The sequence below is a fragment of the Pseudomonas pisciculturae genome (assembly GCF_015461805.1).
Classification (GTDB): Bacteria; Pseudomonadota; Gammaproteobacteria; order Pseudomonadales; family Pseudomonadaceae; genus Aquipseudomonas; species Aquipseudomonas pisciculturae.
Map to the genome: position 1 here is coordinate 632,602 of NZ_JACVZE010000001.1, position 19,315 is coordinate 651,916.

Genomic DNA, 19,315 nt, shown 5'->3' on the forward strand with positions numbered 1-19,315 from the left:
CATCGTGCGTAAGTTGACTCAATTGGTTCTGCTGGCCACCGTGCTGGTAACCACCCCGGCCTTCGCCGAAATGAAAATCGCCGTCCTGAACTATCAGATGGCTCTGCTTGAATCCGACGCGGCCAAGAAATACGCCGTGGATGCCGAGAAGAAATTTGGCCCGCAACTGACCAAGCTCAAGACGCTGGAAAGCAGCGCCAAGGGCATCCAGGATCGTCTGGTAGCCGGTGGCGACAAGATGCAGCAAGGCGAGCGCGAGCGTCTGGAGCTTGAATTCAAGCAAAAGGCCCGTGACTACCAGTTCCAGTCCAAAGAGCTGAACGAAGCCAAGGCTGTAGCCGACCGCGAAATGCTGAAACAGCTGAAGCCGAAACTCGACAGCGCTGTGGAAGAAGTCATCAAGAAAGGTGCCTTTGACCTGGTGTTCGAGCGTGGCGCTGTGATCGACGTCAAGCCTCAATACGACATCACCCGCCAGGTGATCGAGCGCATGAACCAGCTGAAGTAAGCCATGACCGCGACTATCAAGCTCGGCGAGTTGGCCGAGTTCCTGGGGGCCGACTTGCGCGGCTCCCCGGAGAAAGAAATCACTGGGCTAGCCACCTTGCAGGAGGCTGGCCCAGCTCAGTTGAGCTTCCTTGCAAACCCCCAATACCGTAAATACCTCGTCGACAGCCAAGCCGCAGCCGTGTTGCTCAAAGCCGCTGACGCTGAGGGGTTTGCCGGGGATGCGCTGGTGGTGGCTGACCCGTACCTGGCATATGCGAAGGCATCGCACCTGTTCGATCCAAAACCCAAGGCAGCTGTCGGGATTCATCCGTCAGCGGTGATCGCCGATGATGCCCAGGTTGACCCTGCGGCCAGCATTGGTGCCTTTGCGGTGATCGAGAGTGGCGCGCGCATCGCGGCCGGCGTGACGGTTGGCGCGCACTGCTTTATCGGTGCGCGTTGCCAGATCGGCGCTGATGGCTGGTTGGCTCCACGCGTGACCCTGTACCACGATGTGCGTATCGGTGAGCGTGTGGTCATCCAATCGGGTGCTGTGATCGGCGGTGAAGGCTTTGGCTTTGCCAATTCCAAGGGTATCTGGAACAAGATTGCCCAGGTCGGCGGCGTATTGATCGGCGACGACGTGGAAATTGGCGTGAACACCGCTGTGGATCGCGGGGCCTTGGCCGATACCGTGATCGGTAACGGCGTGAAGCTCGACAACCAGATCCAGATCGCCCACAACGTTCAGATTGGCGATCACACCGCCATGGCGGCGTGCGTCGGCATTTCCGGCAGCACCAAGATCGGCAAGCATTGCATGCTCGCCGGTGGCGTTGGGTTGGTGGGGCATATCGATATCTGCGACAACGTTTTCATCACCGGCATGACCATGGTCACTCACTCGATTACCGAGCCAGGGGCCTACTCTTCCGGTACTGCCATGCAGCCCGCGGCTGAATGGCGCAAGAGTGCAGCGCGGTTGAGGCAGCTCGACGACATGGCTCGACGTCTCAAACAGCTGGAAAAGCGTGTTGTGGACGTGACCCCTGGCGGTAATGCTTCATCAGAAGGCTGATACCATTTCCATATCAAGTGTGCACAGCCGCTAGACTTGCCTCCTTGATTTGCTAGCGGGGCGTGCTTTTAGTTCGCCCGCCCCCAATCTTTATTACAGGCTTCCCCCCGAAATGATGGACATCAACGAGATTCGCGAATACCTGCCTCACCGTTACCCGTTCCTGCTGGTGGACCGCGTAGTGGACCTCAACGTCGAGGAAAAGCGCATTCGTGCCTACAAGAATGTCAGCATCAACGAACCGTTCTTCAATGGTCACTTCCCTGCGCATCCAATCATGCCGGGCGTGTTGATCATCGAGGCGATGGCCCAGGCTGCCGGTATCCTTGGTTTCAAAATGCTCGACCTCAAGCCTGCCGATGGCACGCTTTACTATTTCGTGGGCTCCGACAAGTTGCGTTTCCGCAACCCGGTTACCCCAGGTGACCAGTTGATCCTGGAAGCCAAGTTCATCAGTTGCAAGCGCCAGATCTGGAAGTTTGAATGCCAGGCTTCGGTGGATGGCAAGCCGGTGTGCTCTGCCGAGATCATCTGCGCGGAACGCAAACTATGAGTTTGATTGACCCTCGCGCAATCATCGATCCGTCGGCCGTTCTGGCCGCCGACGTCGAGGTCGGCCCTTGGTCGATCATCGGCGCAGGTGTTGAAATCGGCGAGGGGACTGTCATCGGGCCGCACGTGATCCTCAAAGGTCCGACCCGCATTGGCAAACACAATCGCATCTACCAGTTCTCCTCGGTAGGCGAAGACACCCCTGACATGAAGTACAAGGGTGAAGAGACACGTCTGGTAATCGGTGACCACAACATCATCCGTGAAGGCGTGACCATTCACCGTGGCACTGTGCAGGATCGTGCCGAGACCACCCTGGGTGATCACAACCTGATCATGGCCTATGCCCACATCGGCCACGACAGCGTCATTGGCAACCACTGCATTTTGGTCAACAACACCGCGTTGGCTGGCCATGTGCACGTGGATGACTGGGCGATCCTGTCTGGTTTCACCCTGGTGCATCAGTATTGCCATATCGGCGCCCACAGCTTTTCCGGCATGGGTACCGCCATCGGTAAGGACGTTCCGGCGTTCGTCACCGTGTTCGGCAACCCGGCTGAGGCCCGCAGCATGAACTTCGAAGGCATGCGCCGTCGTGGGTTCAGCGAAGAGGCAATCCACGCCCTGCGCCGAGCCTACAAAGTGGTTTACCGCCAAGGGCTCACCGTGGACCAGGCGTTGACCCAATTGGCCGAGCCGGCAGCGTTGTTCCCGGAAGTTGCGGTATTCCGTGACTCCATCCAGGCGTCGACTCGCGGCATCACCCGCTGATCATGGCCAATCTGCGTATTGCGCTGGTGGCCGGAGAAGCTTCCGGCGATATTCTCGGCGCAGGTCTTATGCGAGCCCTCAAGGCCCAGCACCCTGCGGTAGAGTTTATTGGCGTTGGCGGCCCGCTGATGCAGGCCGAAGGGCTCACTTCTTACTTCCCTATGGAGCGCCTGTCGGTCATGGGGCTGGTGGAAGTGTTGGGCCGCCTGCGTGAGCTGCTGGCTCGCCGCAAGCTGCTGATACAGACCCTGATCGAAGAAAAACCCGATGTCTTCATCGGCATTGACGCCCCGGACTTCACCCTCACTATCGAACTCAAGTTGCGTCAGGCCGGGATCAAGACCGTGCACTACGTCAGCCCGTCGGTGTGGGCGTGGCGGCAGAAGCGCGTGCTGAAGATCCGCGAAGGCTGCGACCTAATGCTGACCCTGTTGCCGTTTGAGGCCAGGTTCTACGAAGAGAAGGGTGTGCCGGTGCGGTTTGTCGGGCATACCCTGGCTGACACGATTCCATTGCAGGCTGATCGCGCTGCCGCTCGAGCTGAACTGGGCTTGGCTGATGGGCCTCTGGTTGCGCTGATGCCAGGCAGTCGCGGGGGGGAGGTCGGGCGACTAGCCAGCGTGTTTTTTGACGCGGCCGAACGCCTGATGGTCCTCAAGCCTGGCGTGCGCTTCGTATTACCCTGTGCGAGCCCGCAACGCCGCGCCCAGATCGAAACGCTTCTGGAAGGCCGCAACTTGCCGCTGACCTTGCTCGACGGCCAGTCGCACCTGGCCCTGGCGGCTTGTGATGCGGTACTGATCGCCTCCGGCACTGCAACCTTGGAGGCCTTGCTGTACAAGCGCCCGATGGTTGTGGCCTATCGCCTCGCGCCGCTGACCTTCTGGATTCTCAAGCGCATGGTCAAAAGCCCGTATATCTCCTTGCCCAACCTGTTGGCACAGCGCCTGTTGGTGCCGGAGTTGTTGCAGGACGATGCAACGCCTGAGGCCCTGGCGCAAACCGTACTCCCCTTGATCGACGGCGGCGAAGAGCAGACCCGTGGTTTTGACGACATTCACCGCACCCTGCGTCGTGATGCGTCCAACCAAGCGGCCGATGCCGTGCTGACCTTGATCGGTAAAAAGCAGGAAACCCTATGACGACGCAAATGGGCCTGGATTTCAGCCTGGTCGCACAAGCTCACGAGTTGGTCGCCGGCGTTGACGAAGTAGGGCGCGGCCCGTTGTGCGGCGCGGTCGTCACGGCGGCGGTGATTCTCGACCCGAACCGCCCGATCCTCGGCCTCAACGATTCGAAAAAACTCACCGAAGCCCGTCGCGAAAAGCTCTTCGACGAGATCTGCGAAAAAGCCTTGAGCTGGCATATCGCCCGCGCCGAAGTCGAAGAAATCGACGAGCTGAACATCCTCCACGCCACCATGCTCGCCATGCAGCGCGCGGTTGAGGGCCTGCACATCACACCAAAAATGGCGATGATCGACGGCAACCGCTGCCCCAAGCTGGCAATGCCGGCGGAAGCGGTGGTCAAGGGTGATAGCAAGGTGCCCGCCATTGCCGCTGCGTCGATCCTGGCCAAGGTCAGTCGCGATCGTGAAATGGCTGCTTTCGAATTGATCTACCCCGGCTACGGCATTGGCGGCCACAAAGGCTACCCGACGCCCGTTCATCTGGAAGCCTTGGCTCGCCTGGGCCCGACGCCGATCCACCGCCGCTCGTTTGCCCCGGTTCGCCTGGCTTACGAGGCACGGGAGAGTCTGAGCGAGGTGTAGTCGCGAGGCTGATGTTTTTGCCAAGGCCCGGTACAATCCGGGCCTTGTTGTTTCCACGTATAAGAGATCACTATGCCGGCTTCATTCGTTCACCTACGCCTGCACACTGAATACTCCCTGGTCGACGGCCTGGTACGGATCAAACCGCTGGTCAAAACCCTGGTGGGCATGAACATGCCTGCCGTCGCGGTAACCGATCAGAACAACATGTGTTCCCTGGTCAAGTTCTACAAAAACGCCATGGGTGCCGGCATCAAGCCGATCTGCGGCGCCGACCTGTGGCTGTCCAACAAAGACCCGGACAATGCCCTGAGCCGCATCAGCCTGCTGGCGATGAACGGCGTGGGTTATCGCAACCTCACCGAACTGATTTCCCGTGGTTTTATCGACGGCCAGCGCAATGGCTCGATCATCATCGAGCGCGAATGGGTCGCCGAGGCCAGCGAAGGCCTGATCATGCTGTCGGCCGCCAAAGAGGGCGAGATCGGCCTTGCGCTGCTGGGTGGCAACCCCCAGGAAGCCGAAGTGCTGGCCGGCGAGTGGATGCAGGTTTTCCCAGGGCGTTTCTATCTGGAAGTCCAGCGCACCAACCGTCCCAATGATGAAGAGCATCTGCACGCCGCCGTGGCCCTGGCCGACAAGCTGGGCGCACCTTTGGTGGCGACCAACGATGTGCGCTTTATCAAGAAAGAAGATTTCGAGGCCCACGAAACCCGGGTGTGCATCGGCGAAGGCCGGGCCCTGGATGACCCGCGTCGTTCAAAAAACTACAGCGAAGAGCAGTACCTCAAAAGCGCCGATGAGATGGCTGAGCTGTTCAGTGACCTGCCTGAGGCTCTGGAGAACTCGGTCGAGATTGCCAAGCGCTGCAATATCGAAGTGAAGCTGGGCAAGCACTTTTTGCCCAACTTCCCGATTCCCGATGGCATGACCATCGATGAGTATTTCCGCAAAGTGTCGTTTGATGGCCTGGAAGATCGCCTCAGCGTTCTGTTACCCAAAGACACTACCGAAGACTACGAAGCCAAGCGCCAGGTGTACGTCGATCGGTTGAATTTCGAGCTGGATATCATTATCCAGATGGGCTTCCCCGGCTACTTCCTGATCGTAATGGACTTTATCCAGTGGGCCAAAAGCAACGGCGTACCGGTAGGTCCTGGCCGAGGGTCGGGTGCTGGCTCGCTGGTGGCCTATGTACAGAAGATTACCGACCTCGACCCGCTTGAATATGACCTGCTGTTCGAACGGTTCCTGAACCCGGAACGGGTCTCCATGCCCGACTTCGACGTCGACTTCTGCATGGACGGCCGTGACCGCGTGATCGAATACGTGGCCGAAAAATACGGCCGCAACGCGGTTAGCCAGATCATCACCTTCGGTTCCATGGCCGCAAAGGCTGTAATCCGAGACGTGGCGCGGGTGCAGGGCAAGTCCTACGGACTGGCGGATCGCCTGTCGAAGATGATCCCATTCGAAGTCGGCATGACCCTGGAAAAGGCCTACGAGCAGGAAGAAATCCTGCGCGACTTCATCAAGATCGATGAAGAAGCCGCCGAAATCTGGGACATGGCCCGCAAGCTCGAGGGCGTGGTGCGTAACGTTGGTAAGCACGCCGGTGGTGTGGTTATCGCCCCTACCAAGCTCACCGATTTTTCGCCGATCTATTGCGACGAAGCCGGTGACGGCCTGGTAACCCAGTTCGACAAAGACGACGTCGAGGCGGCCGGCCTGGTGAAGTTCGACTTCCTGGGCCTGCGGACCCTGACCATCATCGACTGGGCACTCAAGACCATCAACCGCGAGCGTGCCAAGGTCGACGAAGAGCCGCTGGATATTGCGTTTATCCCGCTGGACGACAAGCCGACCTACCAGTTGCTGCAAAAAGCTGAAACCACAGCGGTGTTCCAGCTTGAATCCCGTGGCATGAAAGAGCTGATCAAAAAGCTCAAGCCCGACTGCCTGGAAGACTTGATCGCACTGGTGGCCCTGTTCCGTCCGGGCCCGCTGCAATCGGGCATGGTGGATGACTTTATCAACCGTAAGCACGGCCGGGCCGAACTGGCCTACCCGCACTCGGACTACCAGTACGAAGGCCTCAAACCGGTATTGGCGCCCACCTACGGCATCATCCTGTATCAAGAGCAGGTGATGCAGATCGCCCAGGTGATGGCGGGCTACACCCTTGGCGGTGCAGACATGCTGCGTCGCGCCATGGGTAAGAAAAAACCCGAAGAAATGGCCAAGCAGCGTGGCGGTTTCATTGAAGGGTGTGCCACCAACAATATCGACGCCGACCTCGCGGGTAACATCTTCGACCTGGTAGAGAAATTTGCCGGTTATGGCTTCAACAAATCCCACTCCGCCGCCTACGGCCTGGTGTCGTACCAGACTGCCTGGCTGAAAGCTCACTACCCGGCGCCGTTCATGGCCGCGGTACTCTCGGCGGATATGCACAACACCGACAAGGTCGTGACCTTGATCGAGGAAGTGCGCACCATGAAGCTGCGCCTCGACGCGCCGGACGTGAACGCCTCGGAGTTCAAGTTCACGGTGAACGACGAAGGCCGCATCATCTATGGCCTCGGCGCGATCAAGGGCGTGGGCGAAAGCCCGGTGGAGGCCATCGTCGAAGCGCGCCAGAGCGGGCCGTTCGCCGACCTGTTCGACTTCTGCGCACGGGTTGACCTCAAACGCATCAATAAACGGACCCTCGACGGCCTGATCCGCAGCGGCGCACTGGACCGTCTCGGCCCGTATTTCCACGATGAGCCGAAGGCCTACCAGGCCAATATCGACCGTAACCGTGCGGTGCTGCTCACCGCCATGGAAGAAGCGATCAAGGCCGCCGAGCAGACCGCCCGCACCCACGACAGCGGCCACGCCGACTTGTTTGGTGGGTTGTTCGTCGAAGAAGATGCGGATGTGTACGGTAACCACCGTAAGGCCAAGGAGCTGACCCTCAAGGAGCGTCTCAAAGGTGAGAAAGACACCTTGGGCCTGTACCTTACCGGTCACCCGATTGACGAATACGAAGGCGAAATTCGCCGTTTCGCCCGCCAGCGCATCATCGACCTGAAGCCTGCGCGTGATACCCAGACCGTTGCCGGCATGATCATCGCCCTGCGGGTGATGAAGAACAAAAAGGGCGACAAGATGGGCTTTGTCACCCTCGACGACCGTTCGGGGCGGATTGAAGCGTCGCTGTTTGCCGACGCTTTCCACTCCGCGCAGTCGTTGCTACAGACAGACGCCATGGTGGTAGTAGAAGGGGAGGTGAGCAACGATGACTTCTCTGGCGGCCTGCGGCTGCGGATCAAACGGGTGATGAGCATGGAAGATGCCCGCACCAACCTGGCCGAAAGCCTGCGCCTGAAGGTAAAAACCGAAGCGCTCAAGGGCGATCAGCTACGCTGGTTGGGCGACCTGCTCAAGCGCCACCGTGGCGCGTGCCCGGTGACCATGGAGTACACCGGCAGCGATGCCAAGGCCATGTTGCAGTTTGGTGAGACCTGGCGAATTGATCCCGCTGATGGCTTGATTCAAGCTTTGCGTGACCAGTTCGGGCGTGACAACGTCTTCCTCCAATACCGTTGACGGACAGCTGATAGCAAAACGCCTGTTCTCAACCAAACATTTAATCTCGACCTAGACGCGCCTCTCCCTTAAGGTAGGGCGCGAATAGACAACCGGCTGGCCAGGCACTCCTTGGCCGTCGACCCAAGACGGACGCTTATGAACCCGAATTTTCTTGATTTCGAACAGCCGATCGCTGACCTGCAAGCCAAGATCGAAGAACTACGCCTGGTCGGCAATGACAATTCGCTGAATATCGGCGATGAGATCGCCCGCCTGCAGGACAAGAGCAGCACCCTGACCGAAGACATCTTCGGCAAGCTGACCAGCTGGCAGATCGCGCGCCTGGCCCGCCACCCGCGCCGCCCGTACACCTTGGATTACATCCAGCACATCTTCACCGAGTTCGACGAGCTGCATGGCGACCGCCACTTCTCCGACGACGCAGCCATTGTGGGCGGTATCGCTCGCCTGGACGACCAGCCAGTGATGGTGATCGGTCACCAGAAAGGCCGTGAAGTGCGTGAGAAAGTGCGTCGCAACTTCGGCATGCCTCGCCCAGAGGGCTACCGCAAGGCGTGCCGCCTGATGGAAATGGCCGAGCGCTTCAAGATGCCGATCCTGACCTTCATCGACACTCCGGGTGCTTACCCAGGTATCGACGCCGAAGAGCGCAACCAGAGCGAAGCGATTGCCTGGAACCTGCGTGTCATGTCCCGCCTGAAAACCCCGATCATTGCCACTGTGATCGGCGAAGGTGGTTCGGGCGGTGCACTGGCCATTGGCGTGTGCGACCAACTGAACATGTTGCAATATTCGACTTATGCGGTGATCTCGCCGGAAGGTTGCGCTTCGATCCTGTGGAAAACCGCAGATAAAGCGCCGGATGCTGCTGAAGCGATGGGCATTACCGCCGATCGCCTCAAAGGCTTGGGTATCGTCGACAAAGTGATCGCCGAGCCGTTGGGCGGCGCCCATCGTGACCCGGCTGCTGCTGCCGCGACTATCCGTGCAGAACTGGGCTCGCAACTGGCGATGCTCAAGAAGCTGGATAACGAAGCGCTGCTCAAGCGCCGTTATGAGCGTCTGATGAGCTACGGCCTGTAAGGTCTACGCAGCCTTCAAAGTGGGAGCTGGCTTTTGTGGGAGCTGGCTTGCCTGCGATGCAGTCACCTCGGTACAACTGATGTATCGAGGTGACTGCATCGCAGGCAAGCCAGCTCCCACATTTGCTTTGTGTATGCTTGGTCAATGTATTCCAGCTTTGCGGCGATGATGTGTGATGAAACCAACTTTGCCCGCCAAACTTCTGCAAACCCTGGCCCCTTGGCGGAGTGCCCCGACTTGGCATATCGCTTTCTCCGGCGGTCTCGACTCGACTGTCCTGCTGCACCTTCTGGCCAACACCCAAGGGCTTCCCGCCTTCAGCGCAATCCATATCCATCACGGCCTGCAAGCCGCCGCCGATGCCTGGCCAGCCCATTGCCAGTCAGTTTGCGACAGCCTGGGCGTGCCCCTGCGCGTCGTGCGTGTGCAGGTTCTGCCCGGCGCCAGCGTTGAGCGTGCCGCCCGTGACGCGCGTTACAAAGCATTTTCCGAGATGATCGGGGCAGGTGAGGTCTTGCTGACGGGCCAGCATCGCGATGATCAGGCCGAAACCCTGTTGTTTCGCCTGCTGCGAGGCGCGGGTGTGCGTGGGCTGGCGGCAATGTCGGCCCATCGCCCTTTGGCCGGTGGCCATCTGGTGCGGCCGTTGCTGCATGTCTCGCGTGCAGAGTTGGCAGCCTACGCCCACGAGCATCAGCTCAAGTGGATCGAAGACCCTTCCAACGTCGACCCACGCTTCTCCCGCAATTACCTGCGCCACCGCGTGTTTCCAGCCCTCACGGAGCGCTGGCCCCAAGCCGTCTCGAGCCTGGCCCGCACCGCTGAACACCTCGGCGAGGCTCAGGGCTTGCTTGATGAGCTGGCATGCATGGACTTGCAGGCCGCCGATCAATCATCACCGTTTCCTTGGCTGCAATTACCGTCCCTGAAGCTCGCGCCGTTGCGCGAGCTTTCTGATCCTCGCCAGCGTAATGCCTTGCGTCATTGGCTGATTTCACTGACTCGTTTGCCCGATAGCGACCACTGGGCTGGTTGGTATTCCTTGCGTGACGCCAAGGGTGACGCCCAGCCGCAATGGCGCTTGGCCGACGGTGAATTGCACCGATGTGGCGAGCGTATCTGGTGGGTGCCTGCCACTTGGTCGGAATTCTCCCACGCAACAGTTAGCTGGCCCTCTGCGCAAAACCCACTAGAGTTACCCGGCAATGGTCGGCTCGAATTCAGCGGCAAGGCCCCTGAGGGCCCTTTGCATATCCGATATCGACAGGGCGGCGAAATGGTCGAAGTGCCAGGCCGCGGCCGGCGAGACTTGAAGCGCCTGCTCAATGAATGCGGGCTGCCGGGCTTTGTGCGTGGCAGATTGCCGCTGCTGTACAGGGGCGAGCAATTGCTGGTTGTGCCAACCCTGGCCGGGCTATGGCCCAACCCGGCAACCGACGGGCAATTACATTGGATGCCACAGACGTGCGATCAAGGTTTGAGCTGATAGAGCCTTTCCGGTAGACTACGCTCCCTTCTTGATACAACTTCTGTGGATTCTCCTGAATCGCAGCAGTTGCCGATTACCAAGCAGTCTTTGCTGGGCGATTCCAAAAAATGTGTAGCGATCAACGTACCGGTGTTTCATTGCTGGTCTGTCACAACGCGGCGGTTTTTTTGAAAGGTGCACTGTGATTAATGCAGGTGATCGGGGGCTTCGGCCTTCCTTCGCTTTCCCCGGCGGCTCGGACCGCTTTAACGCAGACTTCTAGGGTTTTTCATGACGCGCTACATATTCGTCACGGGCGGTGTTGTTTCTTCATTGGGGAAAGGCATCGCATCGGCTTCATTGGCGGCCATCCTGGAGGCGCGGGGACTTAAGGTCACCATGCTCAAGCTGGACCCGTACATCAACGTTGACCCGGGCACCATGAGCCCGTTCCAGCACGGTGAAGTGTTCGTCACCCACGACGGCGCTGAAACCGACCTGGACCTGGGCCACTACGAGCGGTTCATCCGCACGACCATGACCCAGAACAACAACTTCACCACCGGCCGTGTCTACGAGCACGTGCTGCGCAAAGAGCGCCGTGGTGACTACCTGGGTGCAACCATCCAGGTGATCCCGCACATCACCGACGAAATCAAGCGCCGCATCATCAAGGGTGCAGGCGATGCCGACGTGGCGATGGTCGAGATCGGTGGCACCGTGGGTGACATCGAATCCCAACCGTTCCTCGAAGCCATCCGCCAGTTGCGTTTCGAAGTCGGCGCCAAGCGCGCGATGTTGATGCACCTGACCTTGGTGCCGTACATCGCCACTGCTGGCGAAACCAAAACCAAGCCTACCCAGCACTCGGTCAAGGAACTGCGTTCCATCGGCCTGCAGCCGGATGTGCTGGTGTGCCGCTCCGATCACCCTATCGACATTTCCTCGCGTCGCAAGATCGCGCAATTCACCAACGTTGAAGAACGTGCGGTCATCGCGCTGGAAGACGCCGACACCATCTACAAGATCCCGGGCATCTTGCATTCGCAAGGCCTGGACGATTTTGTGGTCGAGCGTTTCGGCCTGCAATGCAACGGCGCGGACCTGTCCGAGTGGGAAGCCGTGGTCGACGCCAAGCTCAACCCTGAGCATGAAGTCACCATCGCCATGGTCGGCAAGTACATGGAGCTGCTGGACGCGTACAAGTCGCTGATCGAAGCGATGAGCCACGCCGGTATCAGCAACCGTACCAAGGTCAACCTGCGCTATATCGACTCCGAAGACATCGAGAACCAAGGCACCGCCTTGCTCGAAGGTGTGGACGCGATCCTCGTGCCTGGCGGTTTCGGCCTGCGTGGCGTGGAAGGCAAGATCACTGCCGTGCAGTACGCCCGTGAGAACAAGGTGCCGTACCTGGGTATCTGCTTGGGTATGCAAGTGGCCGTTATCGAGTTCGCCCGTAACGTGCTGGGCTGGAAAGACGCCAACTCCACCGAGTTCGACAGCAAGAGCGGTCACCCGGTCGTGGGCCTGATCACTGAGTGGGAAGATGCCACCGGCGCGGTCGAAACCCGTACCGAAACTTCTGACCTGGGCGGCACCATGCGCCTTGGTGCGCAGGATTGCCTGCTGGAAGCGGGCTCGCTGGTTCACGATTGCTACGGCAAGGACGTGATCGTCGAGCGTCACCGTCACCGCTACGAAGTGAACAACAACCTGCTGCCGCAAATCAAAGAGGCTGGCCTGAAAATCTCCGGTCGCTCCGGTGATGGCGCGCTGGTTGAAGTGGTCGAAGCTCCGGATCATCCATGGTTCGTCGCTTGCCAGTTCCACCCAGAGTTCACCTCGACTCCACGCGACGGTCACCCGTTGTTCAGCGGTTTCGTCAAAGCTGCACTGACGCAACACCAGAAGAAGGCGTAAACCTGATGGCCCAGAAGATCATTCGCGTCGGCGACATCGAGATTGCCAACGACAAGCCCATGGTGCTGTTTGGCGGCATGAACGTACTCGAAAGCCGCGACATGGCGATGCAGGTCTGTGAAGAGTACGTAAAGGTCACCCAGAAACTGGGTATCCCTTACGTGTTCAAGGCCAGCTTCGACAAGGCCAACCGTTCGTCCGTGACCTCCTATCGCGGCCCAGGCCTTGAAGAAGGCATGCGGATCTTCCAGGACATCAAGCAAGCCTTCGGCGTGCCGATCATCACCGACGTCCACGAGCCTGAACAGGCTGCCGTGGTCGCCGAGGTGTGCGACATCATCCAGTTGCCGGCCTTCCTGTCGCGCCAGACCGACCTGGTCGTCGCGATGGCCAAGACCGGCGCTGTGATCAATATCAAGAAAGCCCAGTTCCTCGCGCCCCAGGAGATGAAACACATCCTGAACAAGTGCGTCGAAGCGGGTAACGACCAGTTGATCCTCTGCGAGCGTGGTTCGAGCTTCGGCTACAACAACCTCGTGGTGGACATGCTCGGTTTCGGCATCATGAAACAGTTCGAATACCCGGTGTTCTTCGACGTGACCCACGCGCTGCAAATGCCGGGTGGTCGTGCCGACTCTGCGGGTGGGCGCCGTGCCCAGGTGCTGGACCTGGCCAAGGCCGGCATCAGCCAGTCCCTGGCTGGTCTGTTCCTGGAGGCCCACCCGGACCCGGACAACGCCAAGTGCGACGGCCCATGCGCCCTGCGCCTGGACAAGCTGGAGCCATTCCTGGCCCAGCTCAAGCAGTTGGACGAACTGGTCAAGAGTTTTCCGACGGTAGAAACCGCGTAAGCAGTGTTTCTCCGGTAAAGTATCCCACGCAAGGAGCTCAGGCCCCCGGGCCTGAGCCTTGTCGCCTGCAAGCCTGCCCCGTTGTTCCACCCTTGCGGTCGGTCAAAAGTTTCCCTTCAGCTGCGTCGTTTTCGTCAACTTTGGAGTGTTTACAACAATGGCAAAAATCGTCGACATCAAAGGTCGTGAAGTTCTCGACTCCCGTGGCAACCCCACCGTCGAAGCCGACGTGCTTCTCGATAACGGCATCATCGGCAGCGCCTGCGCGCCGTCCGGTGCGTCTACCGGTTCGCGCGAAGCGCTGGAACTGCGTGATGGCGACAAGAGCCGTTACCTGGGCAAAGGTGTACTCAAGGCCGTAGGCAACATCAATGGCCCGATCCGCGACCTGCTGCTGGGCAAAGACCCGGTTGACCAGAAAGCCCTTGACCTTGCGATGATCAAGCTCGACGGCACCGAAAACAAAGGCAGCCTGGGCGCCAACGCTATCCTCGCCGTATCCCTGGCTGCTGCCAAGGCCGCTGCCCAGGACCAGGACCTGCCGCTGTACGCCCACATCGCCAACCTGAACGGCACTCCGGGTGTTTACTCGATGCCGGTGCCGATGATGAACATCATCAACGGTGGCGAGCACGCCGATAACAACGTCGACATCCAGGAATTCATGGTTCAGCCGGTTGGCGCCAAGTCCTTCTCCGAAGGCCTGCGCATGGGCACCGAGATTTTCCATCACCTCAAGGCAGTACTGAAGGCCCGTGGCCTGAGCACTGCGGTGGGTGACGAAGGTGGTTTTGCACCCAACCTGGCGTCCAACGAAGATGCGCTGAAAGTGATCTCCGAAGCCGTGGCTAACGCTGGCTACAAGCTGGGCACCGACGTGACCCTGGCGCTGGACTGCGCGGCCAGCGAGTTCTACGAGGACGGTAAATACAACCTGTCCGGCGAAGGCCAAGTGTTCAACTCCGAAGGTTTCGCTGACTACCTGAAGGGCCTGACCGAACGCTACCCGATCATCTCGATCGAAGACGGCCTGGACGAATCCGATTGGGACGGCTGGAAAATCCTTACCGACAAAATCGGCGAGAAGATCCAACTGGTGGGCGACGACCTGTTCGTGACCAACACCAAGATCTTGAAAGAAGGCATCGACAAGTCGATCGCCAACTCGATCCTGATCAAGTTCAACCAGATTGGCACGCTGACTGAAACCCTGGAAGCCATCCAGATGGCCAAGGCTGCGGGCTATACCGCCGTGATCTCGCACCGCTCCGGCGAAACCGAAGATTCGACCATTGCCGACCTGGCCGTGGGCACTTCGGCGGGCCAGATCAAGACCGGTTCCCTGTGCCGTTCTGATCGCGTTTCCAAGTACAACCAATTGCTGCGTATCGAAGAGCAACTGGCTGGCAAGGCCAAGTACAACGGTCGCGGTGAGTTTCGCGGCTGATTCGTAAATGGTAAAAAGTCGGCGGATTGCGTCGGAAAACTCACGACAGTGTAGATTTCGACGCTAATCTGATGGCTACCTAGCACAAGCCTGGTTCTTCCAGGCTTCGTGCTATCAGTTGCTTCAAAAGTTTTACATGGCTGTCTTTTTTTACTGGATACCCGGATTTCGATGCGCAGTCCCAATTGGTTGTTCCTCGTCTTGCTCTTGTTGCTGGCTGGCCTGCAATACCGCCTTTGGGTCGGTAATGGCAGCTTTGCGCAGGTGAAAGACCTGACCGAGCAAATTGCTGCACAGCACGCCGAAAACGAGATCCTGCTGGAGCGCAACCGCGTCCTTGATGCTGAAGTGCTTGAGCTGAAAAAGGGGACCGAGACCGTTGAAGAGCGGGCTCGCCATGAGTTGGGCATGGTCAAGGAGGGCGAGACCCTCTACCAGTTGGCCAAATGAACACGTGTTTGCCGGCCTTCTGGGCCGTGATTCCTGCCGCGGGCGTCGGTGCCCGTATGGCTGCGGACCGTCCCAAGCAGTACCTGCAATTGGGCGGGCGCACAATTCTCGAACACAGCCTTGGCTGTTTTCTCGACCATCCTTCCCTCAAGGGCTTGGTGGTCAGTGTTGCTTCTGACGATCCTTATTGGCCTGGCCTGGCGTGTGCTGGCGACCCGCGTATACAGCGTGCGGACGGTGGCTCGGAGCGCTCAGGTTCGGTGCTCAATGCGCTGCTACAACTGAACGCCCAGGGGGCCAGTGATGATGATTGGGTGTTGGTGCACGATGCAGCGCGGCCGAACCTGAGTCGCGATGATCTGGATAAATTGCTCGTGGAGTTGGCGGATGACCCGGTAGGCGGATTGCTTGCCGTGCCGGCCCGCGACACCCTCAAGCGCGTCGATAAGCATGGGCGTGTGGTGGAAACTGTCGATCGCAGCCTGATCTGGCAAGCCTATACGCCGCAGATGTTCCGCCTGGGCGCCTTGCATCGCGCGTTGGCCGACAGCCTGGTGGCTGATGCGGTGATCACCGATGAAGCCTCCGCCATGGAATGGTCCGGGCAGGCGCCGCGTTTGATCGAAGGGCGCTCGGACAATATCAAGGTGACTCGGCCCGAGGATCTGGAGTGGTTGCGGTTGCGGTGGGCTAACCGGCGCTAGTTCGTGACACCGAGTCGACTTCATCGCAGGCAAGCCAGCTCCCACATTGGATCGCCCTTTCCCCTGACGACTCGGTCAACTGTGGGAGCCGGGCTTGCCCGCGATGGGGCCCGACCAGGCTGCCCATAATCACCGGCTGTACTCCGGCCTCCCAGCCAACCCCTCCTTCAAAAAGTCCACCAACTTCCTCACCTTCGGCGACAAATGCCGCTGCTGCGGATACAGCGCCCACACCGCCGTATTCGGCGGCTGGTGCGCCTCCAGCAACGACACCAGCGCGCCACTGTGCAGATGCTCCAGCACGTAATAATCCGGCAACTGACACAACCCAACCCCCTGCAACGCTGCATCCAGCACCGCCTGCCCACTGTTGCAGCGCCAGTTTCCCTGCACCCGCTGGGAAAATTCGCGCCCGTCCTGGGCCAGTTGCCAGATATCCGTACTGCCAATCAGGCAGTTATGCCGACTCAGTTCCGACAAGCTATGTGGCCGACCGTACCGTGCCAGGTAGGACGGCGACGCGCACAGATACATGCGTCGCGGCGCGAGGCGGCTGGCGACCATGCGTGAGTCCTGCAAGCGCCCCAGGCGAATCGCCAGGTCGAGGCCTTCGTGCACCAGGTCCAACTGGCGATTGCTTAGCTCAATGTCCACCCGCAACTGCGGATATTGCCCCATGAACCGCGTGACCAGCGGCACGATAAAACGCTCGCCATAAGCCACGGCGCAAGTCATGCGCAACATGCCCTTGGGCTCACTGGTGAGGTCGCCCACCGCACGCAATGCTTCTTCGCGGCCGTCTTGCAGGCGTTGGCAATGTTGCAAAAAAGTCTGCCCGGCCTCGGTCAGGGTCACCTTGCGAGTGCTTCGATACAGCAAGCGAGTCTGCAAGCGTTCTTCCAGGCGCGCCACTTGCCGGCTGATGTGGGACGAAGACACGCCCAAGCGCTCCGCCGCCGCAGTGAATTGGCTGCATTCAGCCACCGCGACAAACTCATCGATGCCTTCCCAGCGGTTTTCCAGCATGAGGATTATCCCTGTACAGCAATAATGTTTTGCTTTTGTTCGGATTATTAATCACTGGGCCATGTTTTACACTCTGCGCCTCAGTTTTTAATTCCTTGGAGAAACCCGGATGATCAAGTCCCGCGCTGCTGTAGCCTTCGAAGCCAAGAAGCCTCTGGAAATCGTTGAAGTGGATGTCGCCATGCCCAAGGCTGGCGAAGTGCTGTTGCGCGTGGTCGCATCCGGCGTGTGCCATACCGACGCCTACACCCTGTCGGGCGCCGATCCGGAAGGCATCTTCCCGTCGATCCTCGGCCATGAAGGCGGTGCGGTGGTTGAGGCCATCGGTGAAGGCGTGACGTCGGTGGCCGTGGGCGACCATGTGATTCCGCTGTACACCCCGGAATGCGGCAAGTGCAAATTCTGCCTGTCGGGCAAGACCAACCTCTGCCAGGCCATTCGCGCCACACAGGGCAAAGGCTTGATGCCAGACGGCACTACGCGTTTCTCCTACAAGGGCCAGCCGATTTTCCACTACATGGGTACCTCGACGTTCTCCGAGTACACCGTGCTGCCGGAAATCTCCGTGGCCAAGATTCCTAAAGAAGCCCCCCTGGAAAAAGTCTGCCTGCTGGGTTGTGGCGTCACCACCGGTATCGGCGCAGTGATCAACACTGCCAAGGTCAAACCGGGCGACACCGTGGCCATCTTCGGTCTCGGCGGTATTGGTCTGTCGGCCATCATCGGTGCGGTGAAAGCCAAGGCAGGTCGCATCATTGCCATCGACATTAACCCAGGCAAGTTCGAAATCGCCAAGCAACTGGGCGCCACCGATTGCATCAACCCGAAAGACTACGATCGCCCAATCCAGGACGTGATTGTCGACTTGACTGACGGCGGCGTGGACTTTTCCTTCGAGTGCATCGGTAACGTGCAACTGATGCGTGCTGCCCTTGAGTGCTGCCACAAAGGTTGGGGTGAGTCGGTGATCATCGGCGTGGCCGGTGCCGGCCAGGAAATCGCTACCCGCCCATTCCAACTGGTCACCGGTCGCGTCTGGCGCGGTTCGGCGTTCGGCGGCGTGCGCGGCCGTACCGAATTGCCAAGCTACGTTGAAATGGCCCAGACCGGCGAGATCCCGCTGGACACCTTCATCACCCACACCATGGGCCTGGAAGACATCAACAAAGCGTTTGACCTGATGCATGAAGGCAAGAGCATCCGTACCGTCATCCACTTCTGAGGTCGGCCATGAGTCTGGAAAACCTGTCGTGCCAGAAGAGCTTCGGCGGCTGGCATAAACGCTACAAGCATCACTCGCAAGTGCTCGGCTGCGACATGACCTTCGCCGTCTACCTGCCGCCGCAAGCGGAGCAGGGCGGCAAGTTGCCGGTGCTGTACTGGCTGTCCGGCTTGACCTGCACCGATGAGAACTTCATGCAGAAGGCCGGTGCCCAGCGCATGGCCGCCGAGCTGGGGCTGATCATCGTCGCGCCGGACACAAGTCCGCGCGGTCCCGGCGTGCCGGGTGATCCGGACAACGCGTGGGACTTCGGTCTTGGCGCGGGCTTCTATCTGAATGCCACCCAAGAACCCTGGGCCAAGCATTATCGGATGCATGACTACGTGGTGCAGGAATTGCCAGCATTGGTTGAAGCGCATTTCCCGGCTTCGGACAAGCGCGGTATCAGCGGCCACTCCATGGGCGGCCACGGTGCGTTGGTGTGTGCGTTGCGCAACCCGGGGCGTTACCTGTCGGTGTCGGCGTTTTCGCCGATCAACAACCCGATGGATTGCCCTTGGGGCCAGAAAGCCTTCTCCCGTTACCTGGGAGAAGAGCGCTCGAAATGGCGCGAATGGGATGCCTGCGTACTGATCAGCGAAGCCGCCGAAAAGCTGCCGCTGCTGGTGGATCAGGGCGATCGCGACGACTTCCTCGCCGTGCAGCTCAAGCCAGAAGCCTTGCAGCAAGCGGCGAAAGCGGCCAACCATCCGCTGGAACTGCGCCTGCAACCCGGCTACGACCACAGCTACTTCTTTATCGCCAGCTTCATCGAAGACCATTTGCGACACCATGGCCGTGCTTTGCTCGGTTAATGTGAGGCAAAAGTAGGTAGAATCAC

At 59.5% G+C, this 19,315-nt stretch carries 17 protein-coding genes; 16 read left to right on the forward strand and 1 reads right to left on the reverse strand.

The window, feature by feature from the left end:
• Positions 1–4: 4 nt before the first annotated feature.
• The 14 genes from ICY20_RS02820 to ispD all read left to right on the forward strand — a co-directional run bounded on the left by ICY20_RS02820 (position 5) and on the right by ispD (position 16,187).
• Positions 5–508 carry an OmpH family outer membrane protein gene (locus ICY20_RS02820; protein WP_003172279.1) on the forward strand — a complete coding sequence of 168 codons (504 nt, stop codon included), beginning with the start codon at positions 5–7 and terminating at the stop codon, positions 506–508.
• A gap of 3 nt (positions 509–511) precedes the next feature.
• Positions 512–1,567: a UDP-3-O-(3-hydroxymyristoyl)glucosamine N-acyltransferase gene (gene lpxD / locus ICY20_RS02825; RefSeq protein ID WP_159956572.1), complete on the forward strand. Its 1,056-nt coding sequence runs from the start codon at positions 512–514 to the stop codon at positions 1,565–1,567.
• Positions 1,568–1,679: 112 nt separating this feature from the next.
• On the forward strand, positions 1,680–2,120 hold the full coding sequence (gene fabZ, locus ICY20_RS02830) for a 3-hydroxyacyl-ACP dehydratase FabZ (protein ID WP_003172281.1): 441 nt from the start codon (positions 1,680–1,682) through the stop codon (positions 2,118–2,120).
• The gene (gene lpxA, locus ICY20_RS02835; RefSeq protein WP_159956570.1) at positions 2,117–2,893 is read left to right on the forward strand and encodes an acyl-ACP--UDP-N-acetylglucosamine O-acyltransferase; all 777 of its coding nucleotides are present in this window, start codon (positions 2,117–2,119) and stop codon (positions 2,891–2,893) included. The genes fabZ and lpxA overlap by 4 nt, the downstream gene beginning before the upstream one ends.
• Before the next feature lie 2 nt (positions 2,894–2,895).
• Positions 2,896–4,035: a lipid-A-disaccharide synthase gene (gene lpxB / locus ICY20_RS02840; RefSeq protein ID WP_159956568.1), complete on the forward strand. Its 1,140-nt coding sequence runs from the start codon at positions 2,896–2,898 to the stop codon at positions 4,033–4,035.
• Complete coding sequence (gene rnhB, locus ICY20_RS02845; protein WP_159956566.1) at positions 4,032–4,664, forward strand: ribonuclease HII; 633 nt, start codon at positions 4,032–4,034, stop codon at positions 4,662–4,664. Before lpxB ends, rnhB begins: the two co-directional genes overlap by 4 nt.
• 72 nt (positions 4,665–4,736) lie before the next feature.
• Entirely contained in the window at positions 4,737–8,258 is a 3,522-nt protein-coding gene (dnaE, locus tag ICY20_RS02850) for a DNA polymerase III subunit alpha (protein ID WP_159956564.1), read from the forward strand.
• 138 nt (positions 8,259–8,396) lie between these two features.
• Entirely contained in the window at positions 8,397–9,344 is a 948-nt protein-coding gene (locus ICY20_RS02855; RefSeq protein WP_159956562.1) for an acetyl-CoA carboxylase carboxyltransferase subunit alpha, read from the forward strand.
• Positions 9,345–9,519: 175 nt separating this feature from the next.
• The gene (gene tilS, locus ICY20_RS02860) at positions 9,520–10,830 is read left to right on the forward strand and encodes a tRNA lysidine(34) synthetase TilS (protein ID WP_194936882.1); all 1,311 of its coding nucleotides are present in this window, start codon (positions 9,520–9,522) and stop codon (positions 10,828–10,830) included.
• A gap of 273 nt (positions 10,831–11,103) precedes the next feature.
• Complete coding sequence (locus ICY20_RS02865; protein ID WP_159956558.1) at positions 11,104–12,735, forward strand: CTP synthase; 1,632 nt, start codon at positions 11,104–11,106, stop codon at positions 12,733–12,735.
• A 5-nt stretch (positions 12,736–12,740) separates the two neighbouring features.
• Positions 12,741–13,586, forward strand: coding sequence for a 3-deoxy-8-phosphooctulonate synthase (gene kdsA / locus ICY20_RS02870; RefSeq protein WP_010563535.1), 846 nt, complete (start codon positions 12,741–12,743; stop codon positions 13,584–13,586).
• 157 nt (positions 13,587–13,743) lie between these two features.
• Positions 13,744–15,033: a phosphopyruvate hydratase gene (eno, locus tag ICY20_RS02875; protein WP_159956556.1), complete on the forward strand. Its 1,290-nt coding sequence runs from the start codon at positions 13,744–13,746 to the stop codon at positions 15,031–15,033.
• 165 nt (positions 15,034–15,198) lie between these two features.
• The gene (gene ftsB / locus ICY20_RS02880) at positions 15,199–15,483 is read left to right on the forward strand and encodes a cell division protein FtsB (protein ID WP_194937094.1); all 285 of its coding nucleotides are present in this window, start codon (positions 15,199–15,201) and stop codon (positions 15,481–15,483) included.
• Entirely contained in the window at positions 15,480–16,187 is a 708-nt protein-coding gene (gene ispD / locus ICY20_RS02885; protein ID WP_194936883.1) for a 2-C-methyl-D-erythritol 4-phosphate cytidylyltransferase, read from the forward strand. Before ftsB ends, ispD begins: the two co-directional genes overlap by 4 nt.
• A gap of 129 nt (positions 16,188–16,316) precedes the next feature.
• Here ispD and ICY20_RS02890 read toward each other — a convergent pair whose 3' ends face one another.
• Entirely contained in the window at positions 16,317–17,213 is an 897-nt protein-coding gene (locus ICY20_RS02890; protein WP_159956550.1) for a LysR substrate-binding domain-containing protein, read from the reverse strand.
• Between the two features lie 109 nt (positions 17,214–17,322).
• Between ICY20_RS02890 and ICY20_RS02895 the strand changes: the two genes are divergently transcribed.
• Together ICY20_RS02895 and fghA are read left to right on the forward strand one after the other, a co-directional pair.
• Positions 17,323–18,435, forward strand: a complete 1,113-nt coding sequence (locus ICY20_RS02895) for an S-(hydroxymethyl)glutathione dehydrogenase/class III alcohol dehydrogenase (protein WP_159956548.1) — start codon at positions 17,323–17,325, stop codon at positions 18,433–18,435.
• 8 nt (positions 18,436–18,443) lie between these two features.
• Complete coding sequence (fghA, locus tag ICY20_RS02900; RefSeq protein ID WP_159956546.1) at positions 18,444–19,289, forward strand: S-formylglutathione hydrolase; 846 nt, start codon at positions 18,444–18,446, stop codon at positions 19,287–19,289.
• Positions 19,290–19,315: the final 26 nt, after the last annotated feature.